Genomic DNA, 23,319 nt, shown 5'->3' on the forward strand with positions numbered 1-23,319 from the left:
TATGATAGGTTAACATTATACAGATTAATCTCGTTATCAAGAAGGAAACACCCCATGCCCATACGATACAAATTAGGGCTCATTGCCGGTGGATTGTCATCCATCATTGTGTTTATGTTTGCCATAACCTGGTATACCACCGTTGCCCAGAAAACAGATGGATTAGTGATTAACCTTGCCGGTAGACAACGAATGCTGTCCCAGAAGATGTCAAAGGAAATCCTCATGCTTTCGGCTGCCGGGAAAAAAGAAACGGCTGCCGCTGGTGTCCAAAACACCATGCAGGTGTTTGATATCACCCTGATGGCCCTTTTGAATTCAGGCAAAGCTCCGTTATCCCTTGACCTGTCCGGTGCCATGGCTGACTGCCCCAAGGTAGAAGAGCCAGCCCATGCCCAACTTTTAAAAGTTCAGGGCCTGTGGGCAAATTTTTCTAAACACATGGACCAGGTTATTTCAGGAGCACAAGGTGATAGCCTTGAATTTATCGCACAAAATAATTTAGGCCTGTTAAAAGAGATGAACGCTGCTGTAGGCATGCTCCAAAAAATATCTGAAAAAAAAGTTCAGAATCTGGTCTTGTTTCAAAGCATTTGTCTGGTTGGTGGTGTTTTTTTGATGATTCTAAGCGTTATCCAGATCCGCTCAATTGTCAGCCAATTGATGGCAGCTGCAAGCAACGCCGTAAAAATGAGCAAGGGAGATCTTACAAAACGATTTAAGTCGGGAAATAAAAACGAGCAAAATCCAAACGAAATAGAGTTTCTAGGGCATAACCTAAACATATTTGCCATTTCCTTACAGGAGAGTATTCGTCAGATCGGGTCCCAGGCCAATACTTTAAATGATGCTTCCTCTGACATGAGCCTGGTGGCCCGGGAACTGACGGAGGAATCGAAAATTTCCGATGAAAAAACCCGGAGTGTTGCCCGGAATGCAGAACAAATGAGTGAAGACATGAATGCCGTTGCCGCAGCAATGGAAGAGCTCACCGCCAATACCCGGCAAATTGCTGATTCAACCACCCGGATGAATGCGACCATCAAAGAGATCTCCCACGGTACAGAAAAAGCAGGACAAATCTCGGAAAAAGCAGTTGCAAAAGTAGAATCTGCTTCCTCCCGGGTGGATGACCTGGGGGCTGCTGCCCTGAAAATTGGTCAGGTATCGGAAACCATCAATGATATTTCGGAACAGACCAATCTGCTTGCCTTAAATGCCACCATTGAAGCAGCCCGGGCCGGAGAAGCAGGCAAAGGATTTGCTGTTGTGGCAGGAGAGATTAAAAGTCTGGCCACCCAGACCACGGAAGCCACAGAGCAGATCAGAGAAAATATTGAATGGATCCAGAACTCTGCCACATCCACCATCGAGGATATAACGGGAATTGCCCAGGTCATCAATGAAGTCAATGAAATTGTTACCACCATATCCCATGCGGTGGAAGAACAAACCGGTACTATTTCTGAAATTGACATCAATGTCTCCCAGGGAGCAGACGCTGTCCAGGAAGTCAGTACCAATGTGGCAAACACCTCTGCCGCTTCCATCCGGATTTCAGCGGATGTTAATGATGTTAGCCACGCTATCTCACATGTGTTTTCAAACAGCCAAAATATTGCTCAAAATTCAGAAAAATTATCCCTCCTTGCCCAGGAGCTGGATTCCATGGTCGGTAAATTTAAGATAGAATAAATGCAGAAATTTTAATATCAATTCAAAAGAGATAAACCTTTGGGTTGATATTAAACAAAGATTTGCTAAAATGACTTGTTTTAAAATAAAAGAACAATCAAAAAGAAATTGTCTGATCAAATTGACGTTTTAAATGCTCATTTATCATATGGAATTTAATGGATGGAAAAAATCGAGATTTCCAAAGGATTTACACCCAGACTTGCCGGGATGCCGGACATAAGCCTCATCGAAGCACCCACACCCAAGACCGTCGGGTTGTCTGCCATGGATATTCCCTATATCCGCCCCAAATTACTGGTAAAGGAAAATGACAAGGTCCAGACAGGAACTCCCTTGTTTTGCGACAAACGGGACACTTCCATTCAATATGTATCCCCAGGCACAGGAAGGGTTGAAAAAATTCTTTTCGGAGAACGCCGACGACTGAAAGAAGTGGTGATTGCCCTGGACAAATCCGATGAGTTTATCCAGTTTGAGCCTGTTTCAAGATCCGGTGTTACCAAGATTCTAAAACAAGACCTTATCCTGAGACTCAAACAAGGAGGGCTCTGGCAATCCCTGCGACAGTTCCCGGCCAAGGACACGGCGGACAGCACCCATACACCGGCCATGATAATTGTTTCCCTCAACGGGAATGATCTTTTTTCTCCCCATCCGGGAATTTTGATGAACAGGGAAAAAGAGGCCTTTGAATTCGGTCTGGATTTGTTAAAACAATTCTCCGATCGGATTATTGTGACCGCCCGGCAAAGCAGTTTTGACCGGCTTGGGCCCGTTAAGGCCCATATCACCCACCAGGTCCCGGACAGGTATCCGGCCTGGGATCCCGGGGTGGTGCTGCTTCACTTAAAAAAATCAGTTGAAGAGAACACGGCCTGGTCTATTTCCGCAGATCATCTGGTCATGATGGGAAAATTTTTGCTCACCGGCCAATACCCCATTGAAAAAATCGTCACCATCACAAAAAAGGGGGGAAAAAAACCCCACCTCCTGACCCGGCAGGGTGCCCCCATAAAGATTCTTGCCGGAAGTTTTCACAGCAATGGTATGATTACCACGGGCCAGTTCAACGGTAGAATTGCGGATCTTACAAGTCATTTGGGTTTTTTTGAAAACACCCTGAATATCATTGATACCCCGGGGCAAGAAGAAATGTTTGGATTCATTCGGCCGGGGAGTGACAAAACAAGCGTTTCCAGAGCCTTTTTATCCTCTTTTTCCAAGGGTTCCAAACAGGTGGACTGCACTCTCCATGGAGAAGAAAGGGCCTGCATCAATTGCAGTTATTGTGAAAACATCTGTCCCAATGAGTTGATGCCCAATTTTATCATGAAAGCCCTGCACAGTGATGAGATAGAGACTGCCCTGGAATACGGTCTGCTGGACTGCTGCCGCTGCGGGCTCTGCTCCTATACCTGTCCCTCCAAAATAGAGCTGACAAAAATTCTATCCGATGGAATGGATTCCTATTATAAGGACAAAGCATGAATCCCTTAAAAAAAATATTTGATGAAAACGAACACCATTTTGCTGCGTCTGGAAAATTTGAAAAATGGTCACCCTTGTTTGATGCCATCAAAACCGTTTTCTTTCATCCTTCCCCGAAAAATGTTGTAATGCCCTTTATCCGGGATCATCTGGACCTTAAACGGTATATGACCTTTGTCCTCATTGCGCTGATGCCGGTTCTGTTTTTTGGCATGTACAATACAGGCTTTCAGTCCGGCCTTGCCGCAGGCAAAACCTTTGGCATGGGGAAATCCTTTCTGGTGGGTGCCGGCTACGTGCTGCCCATCCTCCTTGTCTCCTATGGGGTAGGGCTTTTCTGGGAAATCCTCTTTGCCAGTGTCCGGAAACATAAAATCAGCGAGGGCTTCCTGGTAACCGGTATGCTGTTTCCTTTGACCCTGCCGGCGACCATCCCGCTGTGGCAGGTGGCCCTAGGGATTTCCTTCGGGGTGGTGATCGGCAAGGAAGTCTTTGGAGGGACCGGCAGAAACATATTGAACCCGGCCCTGACAGCCAGGGCCTTTGTTTTTTTCTCCTATCCCGTGACCATGTCCGGAAACGTCTGGGTGGCGGCAAAGGATGCTGTGGATGGGTTTTCCGGGGCCACGGCTCTGGCCATCACTGGGATTGAAGGACAGTCCATTACAACGGCCCTGTCTTCTTCAGGATTTTCCTTGTCAGATCTTTTTTTAGGGTTTGTGCCGGGCAGTATCGGTGAAACATCGGCCCTATGCTGCCTTCTGGGGGCCCTTTTTCTCATTGTCACCGGCATTGCAAATTATCGCATTATTTTCGGGGGTATTGCAGGCCTTGTGGTAACGGCCATCCTTTTTTATCTCATCCCCGGTGGACAGGAATCCTGGGCCAATGTAGGCCCCCTCTACCATCTATGCGCCGGTGGTTTCTTGTTTGGCATTTGTTTCATGGCCACGGATCCGGTTTCTGCCCCGGGCACTCACACCGGAAGGTGGGCATTCGGCTTTTTAATCGGGTTTCTCACCGTGACCATCCGGGTGGTGAATCCTGCCTTTGTGGAAGGTACCATGCTGGCCATCCTGTTCATGAATGTGTTTGCCCCCTTGCTGGACCATTTGGTCATCAAATACAAAACATCAAAGAGGATACCCAATGTCTGAAACCTCTCAAACCAATCTTAAAACCAATTCTAAAACAAGGCCGGATAAAAATTCCAGGATAAATGTGATCAAATTTGCATTGCTGGTCTCCTTTGTCTGCAGCCTGTTAATAACGGCAGCAGCCGGTGGCCTGAAGGGATTCCAGCAGGAAAATATTGAGCTGGACAAACGACTCAACCTTCTCAAGGCGGCCAACCTTGTTGACCCCGACAAAAAACCATCCAAACAAGAGATAAAGCGTCTCTATGACACCCATATCCAGGCGGCCATTGTGGACAGCCAGGGAAAAATCATTGAAACGGACACCTCAGATTCAATGCATTTATATTTTTATAAAACAGAGGATGTAATCCAGGGGTATATCCTGCCCATCAACAGCCGGGGACTCTGGGGGAAAATCCAAGGATACCTGGCCTTTGAAAATGATGGCCAGACCGTGTCCGGTTTTTCTGTGTTCAGCCATTCCGAAACCCCGGGGCTTGGCGGAGAGATTGAAAGTGCCTGGTTTCAGAAAAACTTCAAGGGGAAAAAAATTCTCAATTCCCAGAATAAATTTGTCTCCGTGGGCATTGCCAAGGGGAAAGTGGCCAATTTGCCTGAAAAGGACCAGGAAAATTATGTGGACGGTATCAGCGGGGCCACCCTGACCGGTAAATACCTTTCAGAGGGCATTAAATCCACCCTGACCCAATATGAATCCGTTTCCATCACCTTTCGCCAGAAAAATCTGACGGCCAAGGAAACAAATTAAGGCACCCCATTATAGAAGAAAAGGACTCCCATGTTAAAAGATATGTTAAAAGATAAATCCCATTATATGGAAATACTGGTGCGGGGGATCTGGAAAGAAAATCCCGTGGCCTACCAGGTATTGGGCATATGCTCCGCCCTTGCCGTCACGGTTCAGATGACAACGGCCCTTGTCATGGCGGTTGCCCTGACCGTGGTCACGGCATTTTCCAGTATGATCATCTCGTCTTTGCGCAAAAAAATTCCCTCCAATATCCGGATCATCGTGGAGCTGGCCATCATTTCCTCCCTGGTCATCGTCACCGACGAGGTGCTCAAGGCCTTTTTTTATGATACCTCCAAACAATTGTCCATCTTTGTGGGATTGATCATTACCAATTGTATTGTGTTGGGCCGTGCCGAAGCCTTTGCCCTGGCCAATGACCCCATTGATTCCTTTGTGGACGGAATCGCCAACGGCATCGGCTACGGTATGATCCTGGTCGTTGTGGCCTTTGTGCGGGAATTGCTGGGATCTGGAAAATTCTTTGGGCTACCCGTCATTCCCCAATTTTTCTTTGATGCGGGTTACCAGAACATGGGACTCATGGTGCTGGCCCCGGGGGCATTTTTCATTATTGGGCTGCTGGTATGGCTCAAGAACAGTTTGCCCGGCGTCTCCCATGAAAAAAAATAAAAATAGGGATCATAACCATAGGGAACTCAACCATTGGAAATTTGGACAAAAAGGCAGGGAAATAAGGAGTAAAAATGGGTGATTTATTGAGTCTGTTTATCAATTCTGTATTTATCGGAAATATTCTCCTGGCATATTTCCTAGGGATGTGTTCCTTTATTGCGGTATCCAAAAATATCGACACCGCAACGGGTCTTGGCTTTGCCGTTATTTTTGTCCTCACCGTCACAAGTCCTGTGAACTGGCTTATCTACCACGGTCTTTTGGCACCCGGGGCCCTTGCCTGGGCCGGATTTCCAGATCTGGATTTGAGTTTTTTAAAATTTATCACCTTCATTGCCGTCATTGCCGCCCTTGTCCAGGCAGTTGAAATGATCATTGATAAATATTCACCTTTGCTCTATGCCTCTTTGGGCGTGTTTTTACCTCTCATTGCCGTGAACTGTGCCATCCTGGGCACCTCCCTTTTTATGGTGGAGCGACACTATACCCTGGTGGAATCCATTGTATTTGGCGCTGGTTCCGGCACGGGCTGGATGCTGGCCATTGTATCCATGGCCGCTATTCGGAAAAAAACCCAATATGCCGATGTTCCCAAGGGTCTTGACGGATTCGGCATTACCATGATCATTGCAGGCCTCATGGCCATGACATTTATGATGTTCTCGGGAATTACCCTTTAAAGGAGACGACAATTGATTTACCTTATCAGTATACTGGTGTTTTCAGGCGTCATCTTTGCCCTGGTCACGGTACTGCTTTTTGTGGAAGCAAAGGTGACCAGTCAGGGAGAACATGAGATCATCATCAACAATAACAAGGACGAGCCCCTTAAAGTAACCGGAAATCCTTCTCTTTTATCTGCCCTGGGAAGTCAGGAGATTTTTTTGCCATCGGCCTGTGGCGGGTCCGGGTCCTGCGGCATGTGCAAATGCGAGGTAACTTCCGGCGGGGGGAGTATCCTGCCCACGGAGTTGGCTCATTTGAGTCGCAGGGACAAGTTGGCCCATAAACGCTTGTCCTGCCAGCTCAAGGTCAAAGAGAACCTATCGATCAAAATTCCGGAATCTATTTTCGGTATTAAAAAAATCAATGCAACCGTGGTTTCTAATGACAATGTGGCCACCTTTATCAAGGAATTGGTTCTCAAACCCGAAACCCCCATGGATTTTAAGGCCGGTGCCTATATCCAGATTGATGTGCCGGAATATGATTTAACCTTTAAAGATTTTCACATTCAAAGCAAGTATGTCAGTGAATGGAAAAAATATAACTTTCTGGCCTTGAAAGCCAGGGGGAAAAAAGCAGGCTTCAGGGCCTATTCCCTGGCCAACCCCCCCCATGATAACGGAATTATGATGATGAATGTCAGGATTGCCACCCCGCCGCCGGGAACAGAAGGGATTCCGCCGGGGTTCGGGTCTTCCTTTGTATTTGGTCTCAAACCCGGGGACAAGGTCCAAATCAGCGGCCCCTATGGAGATTTCATGGCCAAAGATACGGAAAGGGAGATGTGCTTTATCGGAGGCGGGGCCGGCATGGCCCCCCTGAGAAGTCATATCCTTTGCCAGTTAGACGGCTTGCATACCCGACGGAAAATTTCTTTCTGGTATGGGGCCCGGTCCAAAAAGGAAATGTTCTATGATGAGACCTTCAGGGACCTGGACCAGCGGTATGAGAATTTTAGTTATAATATTGCCCTGTCAAGTCCTGACCCGGAAGATAATTGGACCGGCATGACCGGCTTTATCCATACCCATTTATGCGATTCCTATCTGTGCACCCACGAAGACCCCACAGAAATCGAATTCTATCTGTGCGGTCCGCCGCCCATGATTGATGCCATTATCAATGCCCTGTACGATCTCGGGGTGGAAGATGACATGATTTTTTATGATAAATTTTAACGAGAGCCATCACCATGACAATTAAATTTCTATATAAAAAATTAAAGAACCCCCTGGTGCTGGCTTCGGGGGTTCTGGGGAACAATAAAGAAATCCTGGAACGGGTTCACGAAAACGGGTGCGGCCTTGTGACCATGAAATCCATCGGGCCTGCCCCCCGGGATGGCCATAAAAACCCCACGGTCATTGACCTGGGACACGGCATGATCAATGCCGTGGGCCTGCCCACCCCGGGATATGACCACATGGAAGAAGAATGGCAGGCCCTGGAACAAAGAAGTTTTCCCCTGACTGCCAGTATCTATGGCGGATCGGTAAAGGAGTACCAGACCGTGGCAAAGTTTGTCACAGCCAAACATCCGGATTTCATTGAAATCAATATTTCCTGTCCCAATTCAGATCAGCATGGCATGATATTCGGGGTAAGCGAACAATCGGCCTTTGATGTGGTCACAGCGGTAAAACAGGTGATTGATGTTCCCTTGATTGCCAAACTGACCCCCCAGGCCCCGGATATCGCACGAATTGCACGCGCCTGTGAAGCGGCCGGAGCTGATGCCATCTGTGCCATTAATACGGCGGGTCCCGGTATGGTCATTGACATTGAAGCCCGGATGCCGGTTCTGGCATTTAAAAAGGGCGGGCTGTCCGGCCCCATGATACGCCCCATTGCCGTTCGATGTGTCTATGATATTTACGAGGCGGTTTCCATCCCCATCATCGGCCTTGGAGGGGTTACCACGGGAGAAAATGCCGTGGAAATGATCATGGCAGGGGCAAGCCTTGTGGGCATTGGATCTGGTGTCCGGTACCGGGGCATGGGTGTTTTCAATCAGGTAAACCAGGAACTTACCGCCTGGCTCACCGCCCATGACACGACCCTGGACGGGATCCGGGGTGCAGCCCATGGAAGAACCATCCAAAACAAAGGGGGTGACCGATGAAACCTATTACCGATCATGCCCCGGTCATGCTCCGGGTGGCTAAACGAGAGATCAACAGCCCGGCCTTTGCCACCCTGTATTTTGAATTTTCCTTAAAATTTACCCCGGGCCAGTTTGTCATGGTCTGGATTCCGGGAATAGACGAAAAACCCTATACCATTTCTCAACACACCCCAACGACATTTGCCATCACCATCGAAGCCAAGGGAATTTTTTCCAAACAGGCCGTGGCTCTTGCGCCAGGAGACCTTGTGGGGTTTCGGGGCCCCTTTGGCAACGGGTTTTCTGTCGGATCCTGCCAGAACATTGCCATTGTGGCCGGCGGTTGCGGCATGGCCCCTTTAGCGCCCCTGGTTGAAAGCCTGGAACCCCCCCTTGAAAAAAAGACCCAGATCGACAAAAATCATCCCAACATCCTCTTTATTCACGGTGCCCGGTCCAAAGAATTTATTTTGTATCCCAACCGGTTTGCTACACGAAGGCATGTCTGCACCGATGACGGAAGCAGCGGTCACAAGGGCTTTGTTACCGAACTTTTGGAACTCGAACTTAACAGCCGTAAAAAAACAGGCCGCCCCCCTTTGGAAATGGTCTATGCCTGCGGCCCTGAAATTATGATGCACCGGATTTTTGCCCTTTGTGAATCCTTTGGGATTTCCTGCCAGGTTTCTTTGGAGCGTTATATGCGATGCGGATTTGGTGTTTGCGGGGCCTGTGTCTGCGGCGATCAGGTGGTGTGCACGGATGGACCGGTATTTGAGTCATCAAAGCTTCGCACCATGGATGACTTTAACCGAAAAGCCTTGTTAAAATCCGGAAAACCTGTTTCCATGGACCAGTATTTTTCCTGGCGCTGCCAATCCTGATATAGAGAAGATAATCCAGACAATCGTTGAAAACGGATCAATACTTAAATTTTACCCCCATATTAAATGACAGAAACAAGGATAACCCCATGACATACCAGGAAGAGTTCATTGAATTTTTAGTCCGATGCAAGGCCTTAAAATTTGGTGAGTTTGAATTAAAAAGCGGGCGGATCGCTCCCTACTTCATCAATACCGGGATGTTTGACACCGGCAGTAAAATCAAAACCCTTGGCACCTATTATGCCCGTGCCATCCAGGAACATTTTGGAGACAATTTTGACGGGATATACGGCCCGGCCTACAAGGGAATTCCTTTGTGCATCACAGCGGCAGCCGCCCTGTCCGACATGGGCCTTGACAAAGGGTATGTCTTCAACCGGAAAGAGGCCAAAACCTATGCAGACAAAAGTGCAGTGGTGGGCATGCCCTTGACATCAGCTACCCGGCTTGTCCTGGTGGATGATGTTATCACTTCCGGCAAGGCCATCCGGGAATCCTTAGAAATCCTCAAGGCCTGCAACACCCCCAGGGTCACCGGGATTGTCATCAGCGTCAACCGCCAGGAAAAGGGGAAAACCGACGAAAACGCCCTAAAGGAAGTGGAAAAGGTTCTGAACATCCCCATTTTTTCCATTGTCACCATTTCCGATATCACAGCCTATCTTCATAACAAGGTTATGGATGGCCAGGTGATTTTAGACGATGCCATGCTGGAAAAAATTAATGCCTATCGTAAAGAATACGGATCCGATTAGCCGGGCCTGCTCATTATTTTCCCGCCTTCCGGATCGACTGTCAAAAGGTTTTGAATCTATAAAAAGGAGGAGATAGATGGAAGCTAATCCGGATTTTATTTCACCTTGCGGGCTGTACTGCGGGGTCTGTGCGATTCACATAGCTGCTCGTGATTACAATGAAAAATTTAAAGAAAGCCTTGTGAGGCTTTACAAGGGAGGGGTTTCCGGCAAGGGCACCCTTCCCAACAGTGAAGGTCTGTCAACCACGGATATCCACTGCCAGGGGTGTTTGTCCCAGGATCTGTTCATGCATTGAACGCCAAATTAAAAACCGAATTAATTTAAAAATGACATGCAATATTAAAAAAACATCCATATGATACCAACTGTAATGTCCGATTCAATCTAATTCGGACAAACCTAACTTATTTATGCCCCAAGAGTGCATCATTTCAAGGATGGGGAATGCGCTTTGGCCAAGCTCAGTTAAAGAATATTCTACTCGGGGTGGTATCTCCGGGTAAACAGTTCTGATCAATAACCCATCCCTTTCTAATTCCTTGAGTTGCTGGGTCAGCATCTTCTGGCTTACCCCGGGTACGATCCGCTCAAGTTCATTGTATCTTTTGGTTCCATCGTGCAAATGCCAAAGCATGAGAGTTTTCCATTTTCCACTGAGAACATCCATTGTCACTTCAACTGGGCAACGATATTCCTTGCCGTTCCATTCAATCATTTTTTATCCTTCTTCAAAAAAAAATATCTGATTAATCTGCCCGATTATCAACAATCCGAACTAAATGGTTCGTGTCGAACAAAAAAGTGCCTTCTTGCGCCTTCATTTTGAAAGCTTTATCTTACACATTGTAAACGGCAACATCACCAAATATTATACCATTTTATATAGGAGCACAAAAATGACTTACCCAAGAAGTTTTTCACACATTGGACTGTCCGTAACAGATCTTGACAAGGCTGTAGAATTTTATACAAACGTATTGGGGTGGTATGTCATAATGCCGCCAACAGAAATTGCTGCAGATGATTCCGCCATTGGCGTAATGTGCACCGACGTTTTTGGCGAAGGCTGGGGCAGTTTTCGTATTGCCCACATGTCCACAAGTGACAGGACCGGTGTTGAAATTTTTGAATTCAAAAACGCAGAACAACGGGAAAATAATTTTGAGTACTGGAAGACAGGTATTTTTCATTTCAGCGTTCAGGATCCCGATGTTGAAGGTCTGGCTGCTAAAATTGTTGAACATGGCGGCAAACAACGGATGCCGGTGCGTGAATATTATCCTGGAGAAAAACCCTATCGCATGGTCTATTGTGAAGATCCCTTTGGAAATCTCATCGAGATTTACTCTCATAGCTATGAACTGACATATTCTGCTGGTGCTTACCAAGATAAGGTTTAATCTAATCTACAAATTTATATATAGGGGGGGGGGGACAGACTTGGCTGAATTGTTGCGTCAGTTAAAAAAATAGCTATATTCTTGAAGTCCATAAAGGAGAAATCCGGAATGGAAAACCTTATATAAAATTGTGGACAGTGGGTTTTCAACCCTGTCCGATTACACAGGAGTTACAATGAAAAGAATTACGTTGGCAAGCGGTGACAGCATCCCCGCATTCGGTCTTGGAACCTGGAAATCCGCCCCCGGTGAAGCATCTTCCGCAGTCAGGGAAGCGGTTGCCCTTGGTTACCGGCATATTGATTGTGCCCATATTTATGGAAATGAGGCTGAAATAGGCACTGCATTTGCTGAACTGGATGTGCCGCGCAAAGATCTGTGGGTTACATCCAAGCTCTGGAATAATGCGCATGCCCCTGAAAACGTGCTCCCGGCCCTTGAAAAAACATTGGATGATCTGCAGCTTGCGTATCTTGATCTTTATCTGATCCATTGGCCCGTCCACTTCAGGGCAGATGTTGTCTCGCCTGCCAACGGGTCAGAATTTCTGCCCTGGGATGCAATTCCTATTTTAGAAACATGGGCGGCCCTGGAAGTATGTGTGCGCAAGGGGTTGGTTCGTAATATCGGGGTGAGTAACTTCAGCACCGCAAAGCTGCAGACCATTATCGACGGCACGGCCATTGCCCCGGCCATGAACCAGATCGAGATGCATCCGTATTTTCAGCAGCGGAGCATGAAAACGTTCTGTGCTCAAAATAACATCGCGCTGACAGCATACGCTCCCCTTGGTTCCGGTGACCGTCCCGCAGCATTAAAGAATGACAATGAACCCAGTTTGCTGCTGCATCCCGTTATTGAATCCGTGGCGAAAAAACATAACGCTGGCGTTGGACAGGTGCTTATCAGCTGGGCCTTACAGCGCGACACGGTTGTTATCCCCAAGTCTGTCAATCCAGGGCGTTTGAAGCAAAATTTTGACGCCATGAACCTGGTTCTGGATGCTGAAGATCTGCAGGCCATAAACGATCTGGATGCGGGCTATCAGTATGTGGATGGGAAATTTTGGGCCGTGGAAGGTTCTTCATACACAATGAAAAATTTGTGGGATAAATAATCGCAATATCTTAATTAATAGAATTGCTAAAAAAAGTGATCGTGAAAACAATTTTTGACAAAACCGTATGTGGCCCCCTAATGCTAAAAAACCGTCTCTGGCGGTCAGTCACATGGCGAAATATGGCAGATACAAAAGGCCATCTGACGGATCGGCTTGAACAGATGTATCTAAATCTGGCTCGGTGGGAACCATCATCACCGGCTATGCGTTCGTGCTCGAAGAGGAACACCTAAAGGGCAATATGACATATACCGTATTGAGTTAATGAAGTAGTGCACTTCACCATTCTACTCGGGTCCGAGGGCGATGGTGAAGTGTACCCATAATCATCCTATGGTGGCGACTTGTATTCAAAAGCATCCGTCCAGCATTTTTTATTTTTACGGAATTTTTAATAAGGGATTTGTCGACGAAGATTATAAATCCTGTCTTTTAGGCCGCTAAAGACAATAACGTGTAAGACTCACTTTTTTAAAAATTCTCCACAATACCATATCTGGTATAAATAAAATTTGCAGTCTTTGATGTAAAATTCATCTGGGAAACATCATGGCCAAATGAATCAATCGGGCCCCCCCCCCGCTCTTTTCCATTCATTATTAAGCTATGGGCTCAACTATTTCCAGGATGGACCTTTTTTTTACTTTTGCAGATGCACACGATAAAATAGTTCGCATGGCCTGGGCAGTCCTGCCTTTTTTACCAATGACTTTACCAATGTCTTCTTTTGCGACCCTCAATTCCAGCACAAGAGTCTGTTGAGTCGTGATTTCCTCAACAACAACTTGATCCGGATTATCAACCAGAGCTTGAGCAATGCGCTTAATCAACTCTTTCATAACCTGTTCTCCATTTTATCAGTACGATTTTAGAAGAAAAAAAAACAATCAGTTCAACAAAAAGACAAATAAGGCTCCTTTAAAATAAAAACAAATGGACTACAGCCCAGAGATTACATTTCGGGCTATAAAACCAATTACTTACTTTTCCAATATTGACCAGAAATATCGGTTTTTTGATCTGGATATCAACTGAACTCCATTTCGAGGAACTCACCCAACAATCCCGACGCTCTCCTGAAATCCGTCTTTCACATTTTTGCCTTTCTGACGTTCCATGATCAATGTTCAGTTGTCTGCGATTTATATTGCTTCTGGAGTCAATACCAGACCTTGGTAGATTCATATGGCCCCTAACCCGTATATCCTGCTGTTTTTGACCAATTTAATGGCATGAGGTAAAAATTATTTTTCTACTCTGCCAGAAGCAAGTTTTTTAATCTTTTTCAATGAAATATCCTCAAACAGCTTGTCAGAACTTGTAGAAATATCAATAAATTGCGACATGATTCTTGTAGAATCTTTTGCAACAGGCTTTGCGCCTTTGCTTTGCCCTCCTTTTTGGATAGTAATGTTTGTTTCCTGGCACTCCCTTGGCAGTTCTTCAAGAATCTTTCCCCATGAATTGTAAACCAACTGCATTTTTATACAATTTTTAAGCTGGCGAACATTCCCAGGCCACGGGTAATCGCAAAGCAGGGTAAGGGTCTCTGAATCAGGCATACTGCATTGACTTTGAGGGTAATTCAATTGATTTGATCTGTAGAAATATTCAATTAGAGACGGGATATCCTCTTTCCTCTTCCGCAGAGGAAGAATGTGAATATTGATAATATTCAACCGATAAAAAAGGTCTTCCCGAAAGGTTTTATTTTTGATTTTCTCTTCGAGATTCTGGTTTGTCGCTGCAATCACCCAGACATCGGATTTATGCTCCTGATCTGATCCAAGGGGGGAAAATTCACCGCTTTGAAGCACATGGAGTATTTTTGATTGCAATAGTATTGGCATATCACCGATTTCATCAAGGAAAAGAACCCCCTTGTCAGCCGTTTTAAATTTACCAAGCCGGTTTTTATCAGCTCCAGTGAAAGCGCCTTTCTTATATCCAAACAGTTCGCTTTCAAGCAGGGTTTCAGGCAATGCAGCGCAATTCATGGTTACAAATTTTTTTGTAGCCCTGTTGGAATTTGCATAAAGATTTTGCGCAATGACTTCCTTTCCGACACCCGTTTCCCCCGTTATTAATACATTCAAACCAGTATTAGCTACATTATTAATCAATTCTGTTATTTTTAGTATTGCGTTACTGGCACCTATTAAGGGAGTCGTCATAAATTTATCGCTTTCATTATTCTGGTTAAACAAAATATACAATCAGATTTTATATATTCGATCTATTGAGCGCTGAAGAATTCTATTCTGCAAAGCTTGAGGATTTTCAGGATACCAAACATTTATAACGAATGTAAATAGATATCAAAATTAAACTATATGAGAAGAATTCTCCAACCATATTAATGTTGATGACACAGGAGCCAGGCATAATGGTAAAAATGGTTATTGACTTTTTTTGATCACGTATCCAAAATAAAATCCGTGATATAGATATTGTCTCGTATCTCTTTTTCCAGGGTGGATTGGGTGCTGCTGCCGGCATGGTGGTGGCCGGGGTGGATAATGGTCGTTTTGTCCAGCACCATGATCCGGTCCCTGATGGAGGAGATGAGTTGACTAAGGTTTCCCCCGGGAAGATCTGTCCGTCCTGCCTCCCCGGCAAAAAGAGCATCTCCGGTAAACAAATGGTTTTCCCATAAAAAGCAGACCGATCCCGGGGTGTGGCCCGGGGTATGGATGACAGACAGGCTCTGCCTGCCAAAGGAAACCTTATCTTTGTGAACGAGTTCAATATCCGCAGGATAGGGTGGGGGCAATCCCACCAGCCTGTGGGTTTCTTCCCTGACCTCGGGATCTTTAAAAAAAAGGTTATCCTGGGCATGGAGACAACTGGGGATATTGTGGGTTTGTTTAAAAATCGCTGTGGAAAAGAACTGATCGGCGTGGCCATGGGTATGGAGAAGTTTTGTGGGGGTGATCTTTTTTTTTTCAATGAAGTCTATCACTGTCAGGACATCATCGCCGGGATCAATGATCACAGATTCCCCTGTCTGCCGGCAGACCAGAAAATAGGTATCCAGATTATAGGGGCCGGACATCCGTCTAAAGATCTCAACCTTATCGGGCATAGCGATTAAAAACATCCAGGTTCCGGGCAAGGATATCGCCGGTGAGCAGATCTTCCATGGCCTTTGTATAATCGCCCTTGGAAACCCCGGGGATCAGGTCGTGTTTTGCCACGGTTCCCACAATGGCCATGTTCTGCATCCGTGCATCTAAAAGCCCACTGGTTTCAACTTCCAGGCATCGGGCATCTGATTGGTTACAGGCAAGTGACAAATCCCGGGCTGTCACCTCCGGGCATTGGCCCAGCCGAACCGAAAGGGGTTGCCAGGCGAGGTCCAGATAAACAAGGGTCCCCCCTTTTTTCAGGGCAGTTCTCAATCCGCGAAGGGCTTCGTGGATTTCCATGCCCAGGACCAGATCACAGTGGTGTGACAGGGTTAAAGGAGAGAAAACGCTACTGCCGCAGCGGATTCGGGAGACCACCACGCCCCCCCGCTGGGCCAGGCCATGGGTATCTACTGCCATTACCTTCAACCCGGCATGGTCCGCACCCCTGAGCAGCGTCTGACTGAGCAGGCCGATCCCCTGGCCGCCGACACCGGTGATATAAATATTATATTCGTTCATCTTTCTTCCTTTGTAACCCAATAGCGTGCTCCGGGCAGGAGGGCCTGCAGGAACCATCCCCTATGCAAAGGTCTGTATTAACCCCCACACTGCCATCCAGATTCCGGACAAAGCTGGGGCAGCCAAATGCTTCAACGCACACATGGGCCTGGGTACAAATTGCAGGGTCAATTTCAATATGGTTTTGGATATATCCTGGTTTTTTTCGCTGGCTTCGTGTGAATTTGAGCATGCAGGGGTGCCTGGCAATGACCACACTGAGCCCATCGATTTTAAGGGCTTGTTTTACAAGACCGGTCAGCTTTTCCTGGCTGTAGGTATCACAGGCAAGCACCGGTTCAATACCAAGGCCTTTTAGCAGGGTTTCAATTTTAATCGCGCCACCGGCATGGTCCTGGTGGCCGGTCATGGCCGTGGTACCGTTTTCCATGATGATCAGGGTGATATTGTGATGATTGAAAATAGTATTGATCAATCCGGGCAGACCGGCATGGAAAAAAGTAGAATCCCCCAGAAAAGCCACCACCTTTTTCTTGTCATTGTTCAGAGCAAGCCCTGCAGCAATACCCGGAGAAGCCCCCATGCACATGAGCACCTCTCCGAGCTCATAGGGCGGCATATACCCCAGGGTATGGCAGCCAATGTCGGCCACGGTAATATCATCATTCCCCAGAGCCTCTTTAATGGCAAAGAAGGCACTTCTATGGCCACAGCCGGGACACATCTGGGCGGGTCGTTCCGGCACGGCTACCACCGGTAATTTTTCTTTTTGCCCCTGCTCTTTTATTCCCACGGGCATCATCTCAGGCCATGTGGCCAGGATTTTTTCAAGGGTCTTGTCCGGAGTGAACTCACCCATAAAATCCTTGTCAGATGTTTTTCCAATGATGGTGGTGGTAAGACCCTGGTCATAGGCCATGGCCTTGATCTGGTTTTCAAGGATATCATCCAGCTCCTCTAGGATCAAAACCTGGTCGTTGGACCGTAAAAAAGAGAGGATGCCTTCTGGCTCAAGGGGATTGGTCACACCCAGTTTCAAAAGATTTGGCCGGTATGTGGATAGTTCCAGTACATCCAGAACAGCCAGCCAGGTCAGCCCCGCGGTAATGATGCCCCTACCATGACTGTCGGCACTTTTGATCTCCTGGTTCAACTTAGCTTTTCGAATAAAAGGCAAGATCCGGTCTGTTCTTTCCATGGCGATACGTTTCATTTCCAGGGCCAGCACGGTCAAGGGAATATAGGGACCGTTTTCCTTGTTAAAATCTGTTTTATATTCCTTTCCTTTCTGGTATCCGGCAAATTTGATTTTTTGTCGGGCATGGCAGACATGGGTGGTCAGCCGCAGTACCACAACCGTTTTATGGGCCGCGGCCAGCTGGGCCGCATGTTTATAATATTCATAGGCTTCCTGGGGGGAGGCAGGTTCAAGTACCGTCACCCTGGCCATGCGATAAATATTTCGATTGTCCTGCTCATTCTGGGAAGAGTTGGCACCGGGGTCATCCCCAACCACCACCACCATGCCGCCAATGATATTGAACAACCCCAGCTGTACAAAAGAGTCAAGCGCCACATTCAGTCCCACGCTTTTATAAAAGACACAGGACAGGTTTCCATTGATGGCCGCACCAAAGGCCACTTCCGTGGCCACTTTTTCATTCACTGAAAATTCAAAATAAAAGGGCTGCATATCCTGGGGGATATCTTGAATCGCAGATGCGATTTCAGGGGTGGGTGATCCTGGGTAGGACGTCACCACAAGTGTTTTGGACTCCACCATTGCCCTGACAAGAGCCTGATTCCCCATTAGGATTTCTTCAAAGGAATCTTCCTGGACAAGTAACTCACCCAATTTTTTCATTAACCTGTCCTCCCGGTGGGGTCATTAATTCTTAAACGGTAATTCATAGGTGAACACAATTTTCAGAACAATTGCATTGAGTTGTTTATTATGATCCAGATTGACAGACAGTGTCAAGTCTCTATTTGCAAGGCGGAAAATGAACTTTTCCCCTCGGACTGGAGACGCTTTTAAAGAGAAAGCCCGTCAAAGAGAATACTTTGACGGGCTTTTTATTTTTTTTAGTTCAGATCTTGTACCCTGAAAGGTTGTCCGGGAAAAGGGGGTCACCCTTCCCGGACTGTCCTTTATCAATTAAGGGGCAATTAATAGGGATTTAACTCAACACGTCGGTTCAGGGAACGTCCAAATTTTGTTCCATTGAGGGCCACAGGAGTTTTGAACCCAAAACCAGTCGTGGCAAGTCTGTTCCTCAAGATTCCCTTTTCCACCAGATATGCGGCAACTGAATTGGACCTTCTCATGGACAGATCCATGTTATAGGCTTCGGTTCCCACATTGTCTGTATGACCCGCAAGTTCGACACTCATGGCCGGATTTTTTTCCAGGATAACAACGATTGCATCCAGCAGGGGATATCCTTCGGGTTTAATCTCGGCTTTGTCAAAATCAAACAGGACACTGTCAAGGGTCCAGCAACCCACTGCATTTACCTTCGCACCAACAGGGGTTCCAGGACACTGGTCTTCGTCATCATATACACCATCACCGTCACTGTCTTTTCTTTCTGCTTTCATGGGTGCCGGTGTCGCTACCATTGCCTTTTTCGTGAGAAATACTTTTTCCACAAAGGCGGCCATGCCGTCACCTTTCATAAGATCGTCGGCGGTTGAGAAAAATCCACAGTCTCCGATTCTGGCGACTTCCTGGAGAAAGGCTGTTCCTTCAGGTTCCGCTCCCACCTGGATGGGATAAAAGCAGATGGAAGACCCGTATTTGTCTTTCAGATCCTGAATCCGGGGCAGTTTTTGGTCCATGTCCAGTCCGTCACTGACAATTATTACGGCGTTGTGTACACCTGGAAGGCCTTCAAGGTCATTGGCCACAGCTTCCAGAGCAGTTCCCAGAGGGCTGAATCCGCCAGGTTTTGTGATGGCGGCAAGCGCGCCGGATGCATTGGCAGTGGAATATTTCTCCATGCCGTAGAGGAGTTCTGTATACTGTTTGGAAACCGCGGGGTCATGGCCGAAACTTCTTACACCGGCGGTCTGGCCCAATTCAGGGAGGGTCAGGTTCATTTGATTCCCAATGGTTTTTGCAATGTCAAATTTGGGGGTGCCCTTGTACTTATGTCTCATGGAGCTGGAGGCATCAAATACAACAACAAAATTATCCACCTTTGAATCGTACTTTGTTGTATCAAAGGTTGTGGGTGAAAATGAGGGAACCTTCATGGGTTCTTTTGTGGCGCATCCAAATAAAAAAAGGAATGCAATTACAGACAGCAAACTGTTTACTAAATTTTTTTTATTCATTTTTTCTCCTTTTAGAATTAAACATATTTTGAGGTTATTCGCTAAGAAAGAATAACACCTGAAGCCCTGAAAAAAGCTAAGATTAAATATAGTACTCATTATTACAGGAGAATCGGGGTGAAATCAACACTTCTTTTGTTAGTTCTTTTTGGTCAGTTCTTTTTTTATAGCAAAGGCAAATTTTTGAAGTGTATAGGGTTTTTTGATATATTGGCCGACGCCCAGCTGTTTTGCCTCTATAACCCGTTTGGTTTCAGAAAACCCGCTGGCAATGACTGCCTTTTGTTTCGGGTTGATTTTAAGCACTTCTCGGTAAGTTTCAAGGCCATCCATTCCCGGTTCCATTTTCATGTCTAGAATGAGTAAATCCATTGGATGTTTTTTTAAAAAAGAGATTGCCTTTTCCCCGCTGCTGACGGCAAAGGGGGTGTATCCCAGCAGCTTAAGGCATCCTTGGGCGATTTTTCTTTGTCCTTTGACGTCGTCGATCACCAGAATTGTTTCAGCGTCTCCCTTAAAGGACTCGACCTGGAAATCATCGGCGATGTTTTCCAGGTTGTCCCGTGTTGCTTTAAAATAGAGTTCAAAGGAGGTGCCTTTTTCTCGTTCGCTGGAGACGTCAATATACCCCTGGAGATCCTTGACCGCATTCCAGACAACGGAAAGACCCAATCCAGATCCGCTTCTTCCCATTTTTTTTTTGGTATAAAAGGGTTCAAAAATTCTTTTGATATCCGCCGGACCGATTCCCTCTCCGGTATCACTCACCCGCAGCACCACATATTCTCCTTCAGGGATTTCATTCCCCTTGTCCATTGAGAGTTCCACATAGCGGTTAAAGGTTTCAATGGAGACCTGTCCGTTTGCCTGGACAGCTTCGGCAGCGTTCATGACAAGATTCATCACCACTTTTGAAATATGGGATTCAGACCCAATCAGATTCAGAAGATAGGGCTCCAGGTTGATTTTAAAATAGATGTCTGGAAAATTCTTTTCAAGGCGATGGTGGGCAGAGCTGTTATAATAATCATGGATCACCTGATTGAGACTTAATACACTTGCCTGATGGATTCCCCGCCGGGTAAGGGTTAATAGATCCTGAACAATTTCAGCAGCTTTAATGCCGGTATCATGAATAAAAGAGATGGGTTCAACCAGGGGGCTGTCCTTATCAAGCTGCATCAATAATAACTCCGGGTAGGAAACAAGTCCGGAAAGGATATTGTTCAGGTCGTGGGCAACTCCGCCGGCCAGGGTCCCGATTAATTCCATCTTTTCGGACTGCTTGAGTTTTTCCTCCAGTTCCTTGATTCTGGAAATATCCCTTATGCAGCTGAGAATAGCTGGTTTTCCCTCCCAGATGATCCGGACGGCGCTTAATTGCACCCAGAGAGTGTTCTGCTGTTTGGTTACCACCCGGAAAGCATAGGGGGAAGGGGTGTTTTCTCCGTTGAGCCGTTTTTTATAGTTGCGATGGATGTTCTCCCTGTCATCGGGGTGAACCAGTTCCAGAAAAGGAATCTTTGGAAGATCCTCTAGGGAGTGGCCGGACAACTCAATGGTTTTGGGGTTGGCAAATTTTATATATCCCTCCTGGGCAATATAAATGGCATCATTGACATTGTCGATGAGAATCCTGTACCTTTCTTTTTCTTCCAGCAGAGATTCTTGGACCTGTTTTAACTCACTGATATCTCGAAGTGCTGTTACCCTGAGCTTTTCTCCCCCATAGTCGATCATGCTTGCCTGAATTTGAGCCGGAAAAGTGGTACCGTCTTTTCTAAGAGCGGTTACCTCATAGGGGCTGGTAGTGCCGGACAACATGTTGTTTTCAACTTTTTCATGGTCTTGGGGTAAAATCCAGTCGGTTCCGGGTTTTCCAAGGGCTTCTTCCATGGAATATCCGAACATGTGAAAGGCTGTCTTGTTTTGATCCAGGCAGATGCCTCTTTTGGACAGGAAAATCGTTTCAAAGGTGGCATCATAAAATCCCTTGAACCGGTTTTTTTTTGCCAACAATAGGTTCCCCTGGGCCATTCGTTCTTCTTCAAGGGCTATCGCCGCTGCCAGGATTTGAATACAATGAATATCCTCGGAGCAGAAAGACCGGGTTTGGGTATCGGTAAGCCAGAGGGTTCCCAAGACCTTTTTTTTAGAAAAAACCGGGGTGCCCAGGCATGCCTTTAAACCGAACTTCTTGCCTAAAGGATCAGACATCACTTTTGCCCGGGGTAAAATACAATAGGTCCTGGAAGTTGTTCCATGGCTGGTGAACAAGGACTCTGTGAATAAGGGATCTTTGAAAAGATGGCCGCCAGGAGAAAGGGTGTTTTCAAGATCCCGGGGGAGATTGGCGCATGCCCGAATCACAGGCTTTCCCTGTTTATTATCCCCCCGAAGATAGAGGGAGAAAAAACCCTTAATAATCGATCGGGTCTGGTTTAAAATAAGATCGATGTTTTTTTGGGGATCTGTTTCAAGCAAATGAAATAGTTGGGCAACTTTATCTGATTTTTCACTTGAGTTGACCGGGTTTGATTTTTTCCCCTTTGTTTCTATTTTATCTTTCCCCATAAAAAACATGTTTAGAGGGAAACCCCTTCAAGTTCAAGTCTTTTTTTTAAAATCTTGCAATTTAAGTACAAGAATTATATACGATTGCTTGACTGAATTGGGTTTTATGTTGCGTTTTATGCGGACCTTAAAAAAATAAAGAAAATTAGTAGAATATGGAAATATATCAGGGAATTATATTGGGGATTGTTCAGGGGTTGACAGAGTTCCTGCCGGTAAGCAGCTCCGGTCATCTGGTGCTGGGTCAGATTTATTTTAACATTACCGAATTTTTATTGATATTTGATATCAGCGTTCACATGGGAACCCTGGCAGCTGTGCTGGTAGTCTATTTTCCCGATATTAAATTGATGGTGGTATCCGTTTTCGGGTTTTTGGCAAAAGTCGCCGGTGGTAAACCGTTTGCCCACCTGATCGAGACAGATGAGAACCTGAAACTTTCGGCATTCATCCTCGTGGGGTCTGTGCCCACTGCAGTGATCGGCCTTGGCTTAAAAAATTTTGAGCAGGTTTTGTTTTCCTCTGCTACCCTGGTGGGGTGCATGCTGATTCTCACCGGTACCATCCTGTGGGTCTCTCGACGATATTATCACAATGAAACAGCAGGGGTTAAATTTGACACCAAGCGGGCGCTTCTCATCGGGATTGTCCAGGGATTTGCCGTAATTCCAGGGATTTCCCGGTCCGGCAGCACCATTGCCGCCGGCATGTTTGCCGGGTTGGACCGGCACACGGCTGCCAAATTTTCTTTTCTCCTGTCTGTCCCCGCCATTGCCGGGGCCCAGGTTTTGGGAGTTAAAGATGCCATGGAAACTGGATTTGTTATTAATCCTGCTATTATTTATGGGACAATCGCGTCTTTTGTAGTCGGCCTGGTTGCCTTGAAACTATTATTAAAATTGGTTCACAGGGGCAAGTTCCATTTGTTTGCCCCCTATTGCTGGCTGGCGGGTCTGCTGGTGCTCTTATCAAAAATACTTTAAAGGGAG

Annotated in this window: 22 protein-coding genes; 14 read left to right on the forward strand and 8 right to left on the reverse strand. The window is 46.4% G+C overall.

Translation table 11 applies throughout. From position 1 onward, the window contains the following. The first annotated feature begins 54 nt into the window (after window positions 1-54). From ACZ45G_RS29860 to ACZ45G_RS29910, 11 genes are all read left to right on the forward strand, one after another. Window positions 55-1,695: a methyl-accepting chemotaxis protein gene (locus tag ACZ45G_RS29860; protein WP_464174271.1), complete on the forward strand. Its 1,641-nt coding sequence runs from the start codon at window positions 55-57 to the stop codon at window positions 1,693-1,695. 162 nt (window positions 1,696-1,857) lie between these two features. Continuing rightward, complete coding sequence (locus ACZ45G_RS29865) at window positions 1,858-3,186, forward strand: 4Fe-4S dicluster domain-containing protein (protein WP_464174273.1); 1,329 nt, start codon at window positions 1,858-1,860, stop codon at window positions 3,184-3,186. After that, window positions 3,183-4,343 (forward strand): NADH:ubiquinone reductase (Na(+)-transporting) subunit B, encoded by a 1,161-nt coding sequence (locus tag ACZ45G_RS29870; RefSeq protein ID WP_464174274.1) that lies wholly within the window; start codon window positions 3,183-3,185, stop codon window positions 4,341-4,343. Before ACZ45G_RS29865 ends, ACZ45G_RS29870 begins: the two co-directional genes overlap by 4 nt. Further along, window positions 4,336-5,094, forward strand: coding sequence for an FMN-binding protein (locus tag ACZ45G_RS29875; protein ID WP_464174275.1), 759 nt, complete (start codon window positions 4,336-4,338; stop codon window positions 5,092-5,094). The genes ACZ45G_RS29870 and ACZ45G_RS29875 overlap by 8 nt, the downstream gene beginning before the upstream one ends. Window positions 5,095-5,124: 30 nt before the next feature. After that, window positions 5,125-5,769 (forward strand): NADH:ubiquinone reductase (Na(+)-transporting) subunit D, encoded by a 645-nt coding sequence (locus ACZ45G_RS29880; protein ID WP_464174276.1) that lies wholly within the window; start codon window positions 5,125-5,127, stop codon window positions 5,767-5,769. A gap of 74 nt (window positions 5,770-5,843) precedes the next feature. Further along, window positions 5,844-6,452, forward strand: coding sequence for an NADH:ubiquinone reductase (Na(+)-transporting) subunit E (gene nqrE, locus ACZ45G_RS29885; protein WP_464174277.1), 609 nt, complete (start codon window positions 5,844-5,846; stop codon window positions 6,450-6,452). Between the two features lie 12 nt (window positions 6,453-6,464). Continuing rightward, entirely contained in the window at window positions 6,465-7,676 is a 1,212-nt protein-coding gene (nqrF, locus tag ACZ45G_RS29890) for an NADH:ubiquinone reductase (Na(+)-transporting) subunit F (RefSeq protein ID WP_464174278.1), read from the forward strand. A gap of 14 nt (window positions 7,677-7,690) precedes the next feature. Beyond that, on the forward strand, window positions 7,691-8,620 hold the full coding sequence (locus ACZ45G_RS29895; RefSeq protein WP_464174279.1) for a dihydroorotate dehydrogenase: 930 nt from the start codon (window positions 7,691-7,693) through the stop codon (window positions 8,618-8,620). Then, a complete protein-coding gene (locus ACZ45G_RS29900) occupies window positions 8,617-9,486 on the forward strand; it encodes a dihydroorotate dehydrogenase electron transfer subunit (protein WP_464174280.1) in 870 nt (289 codons plus the stop codon). Before ACZ45G_RS29895 ends, ACZ45G_RS29900 begins: the two co-directional genes overlap by 4 nt. 89 nt (window positions 9,487-9,575) lie before the next feature. Further along, a complete protein-coding gene (gene pyrE / locus ACZ45G_RS29905; RefSeq protein ID WP_464174281.1) occupies window positions 9,576-10,244 on the forward strand; it encodes an orotate phosphoribosyltransferase in 669 nt (222 codons plus the stop codon). 76 nt (window positions 10,245-10,320) lie between these two features. After that, the gene (locus tag ACZ45G_RS29910; protein ID WP_464174282.1) at window positions 10,321-10,542 is read left to right on the forward strand and encodes a DUF3795 domain-containing protein; all 222 of its coding nucleotides are present in this window, start codon (window positions 10,321-10,323) and stop codon (window positions 10,540-10,542) included. 84 nt (window positions 10,543-10,626) lie between these two features. Here ACZ45G_RS29910 and ACZ45G_RS29915 read toward each other — a convergent pair whose 3' ends face one another. Then, the gene (locus tag ACZ45G_RS29915; RefSeq protein WP_464174283.1) at window positions 10,627-10,962 is read right to left on the reverse strand and encodes a winged helix-turn-helix transcriptional regulator; all 336 of its coding nucleotides are present in this window, start codon (window positions 10,960-10,962) and stop codon (window positions 10,627-10,629) included. A 181-nt stretch (window positions 10,963-11,143) separates the two neighbouring features. On the opposite strand from ACZ45G_RS29915, the gene ACZ45G_RS29920 reads away from it, so the two are divergent. Both ACZ45G_RS29920 and ACZ45G_RS29925 read left to right on the forward strand, forming a co-directional pair. Further along, window positions 11,144-11,647: a lactoylglutathione lyase family protein gene (locus ACZ45G_RS29920; protein ID WP_464174285.1), complete on the forward strand. Its 504-nt coding sequence runs from the start codon at window positions 11,144-11,146 to the stop codon at window positions 11,645-11,647. 175 nt (window positions 11,648-11,822) lie between these two features. Continuing rightward, the gene (locus ACZ45G_RS29925) at window positions 11,823-12,764 is read left to right on the forward strand and encodes an aldo/keto reductase (RefSeq protein WP_464174286.1); all 942 of its coding nucleotides are present in this window, start codon (window positions 11,823-11,825) and stop codon (window positions 12,762-12,764) included. 602 nt (window positions 12,765-13,366) lie between these two features. On the opposite strand, the gene ACZ45G_RS29930 is transcribed toward ACZ45G_RS29925, so the two are convergent. The 7 genes from ACZ45G_RS29930 to ACZ45G_RS29960 form a co-directional block, all read right to left on the reverse strand. Next, window positions 13,367-13,606 (reverse strand): KH domain-containing protein, encoded by a 240-nt coding sequence (locus ACZ45G_RS29930; protein WP_464174287.1) that lies wholly within the window; start codon window positions 13,604-13,606, stop codon window positions 13,367-13,369. A 405-nt stretch (window positions 13,607-14,011) separates the two neighbouring features. Next, the gene (locus ACZ45G_RS29935; RefSeq protein WP_464174288.1) at window positions 14,012-14,941 is read right to left on the reverse strand and encodes a sigma 54-interacting transcriptional regulator; all 930 of its coding nucleotides are present in this window, start codon (window positions 14,939-14,941) and stop codon (window positions 14,012-14,014) included. A gap of 242 nt (window positions 14,942-15,183) precedes the next feature. Beyond that, window positions 15,184-15,867: an MBL fold metallo-hydrolase gene (locus ACZ45G_RS29940; protein ID WP_464174289.1), complete on the reverse strand. Its 684-nt coding sequence runs from the start codon at window positions 15,865-15,867 to the stop codon at window positions 15,184-15,186. Then, on the reverse strand, window positions 15,842-16,417 hold the full coding sequence (locus ACZ45G_RS29945) for a 2-oxoacid:acceptor oxidoreductase family protein (protein ID WP_464174290.1): 576 nt from the start codon (window positions 16,415-16,417) through the stop codon (window positions 15,842-15,844). The genes ACZ45G_RS29940 and ACZ45G_RS29945 overlap by 26 nt, the downstream gene beginning before the upstream one ends. Further along, window positions 16,404-18,281 (reverse strand): thiamine pyrophosphate-dependent enzyme, encoded by a 1,878-nt coding sequence (locus ACZ45G_RS29950; RefSeq protein ID WP_464174291.1) that lies wholly within the window; start codon window positions 18,279-18,281, stop codon window positions 16,404-16,406. The genes ACZ45G_RS29945 and ACZ45G_RS29950 overlap by 14 nt, the downstream gene beginning before the upstream one ends. A 305-nt stretch (window positions 18,282-18,586) precedes the next feature. Beyond that, a complete protein-coding gene (locus ACZ45G_RS29955) occupies window positions 18,587-19,756 on the reverse strand; it encodes an OmpA family protein (RefSeq protein WP_464174292.1) in 1,170 nt (389 codons plus the stop codon). 138 nt (window positions 19,757-19,894) lie between these two features. Beyond that, window positions 19,895-22,339 (reverse strand): PAS domain S-box protein, encoded by a 2,445-nt coding sequence (locus ACZ45G_RS29960; protein WP_464174293.1) that lies wholly within the window; start codon window positions 22,337-22,339, stop codon window positions 19,895-19,897. A gap of 146 nt (window positions 22,340-22,485) precedes the next feature. Between ACZ45G_RS29960 and ACZ45G_RS29965 the strand changes: the two genes are divergently transcribed. Next, window positions 22,486-23,313: an undecaprenyl-diphosphate phosphatase gene (locus ACZ45G_RS29965; protein WP_464174295.1), complete on the forward strand. Its 828-nt coding sequence runs from the start codon at window positions 22,486-22,488 to the stop codon at window positions 23,311-23,313. The last annotated feature ends 6 nt before the right edge of the window (window positions 23,314-23,319 follow it).

Source organism: Desulfoconvexum algidum, from assembly GCF_055382125.1.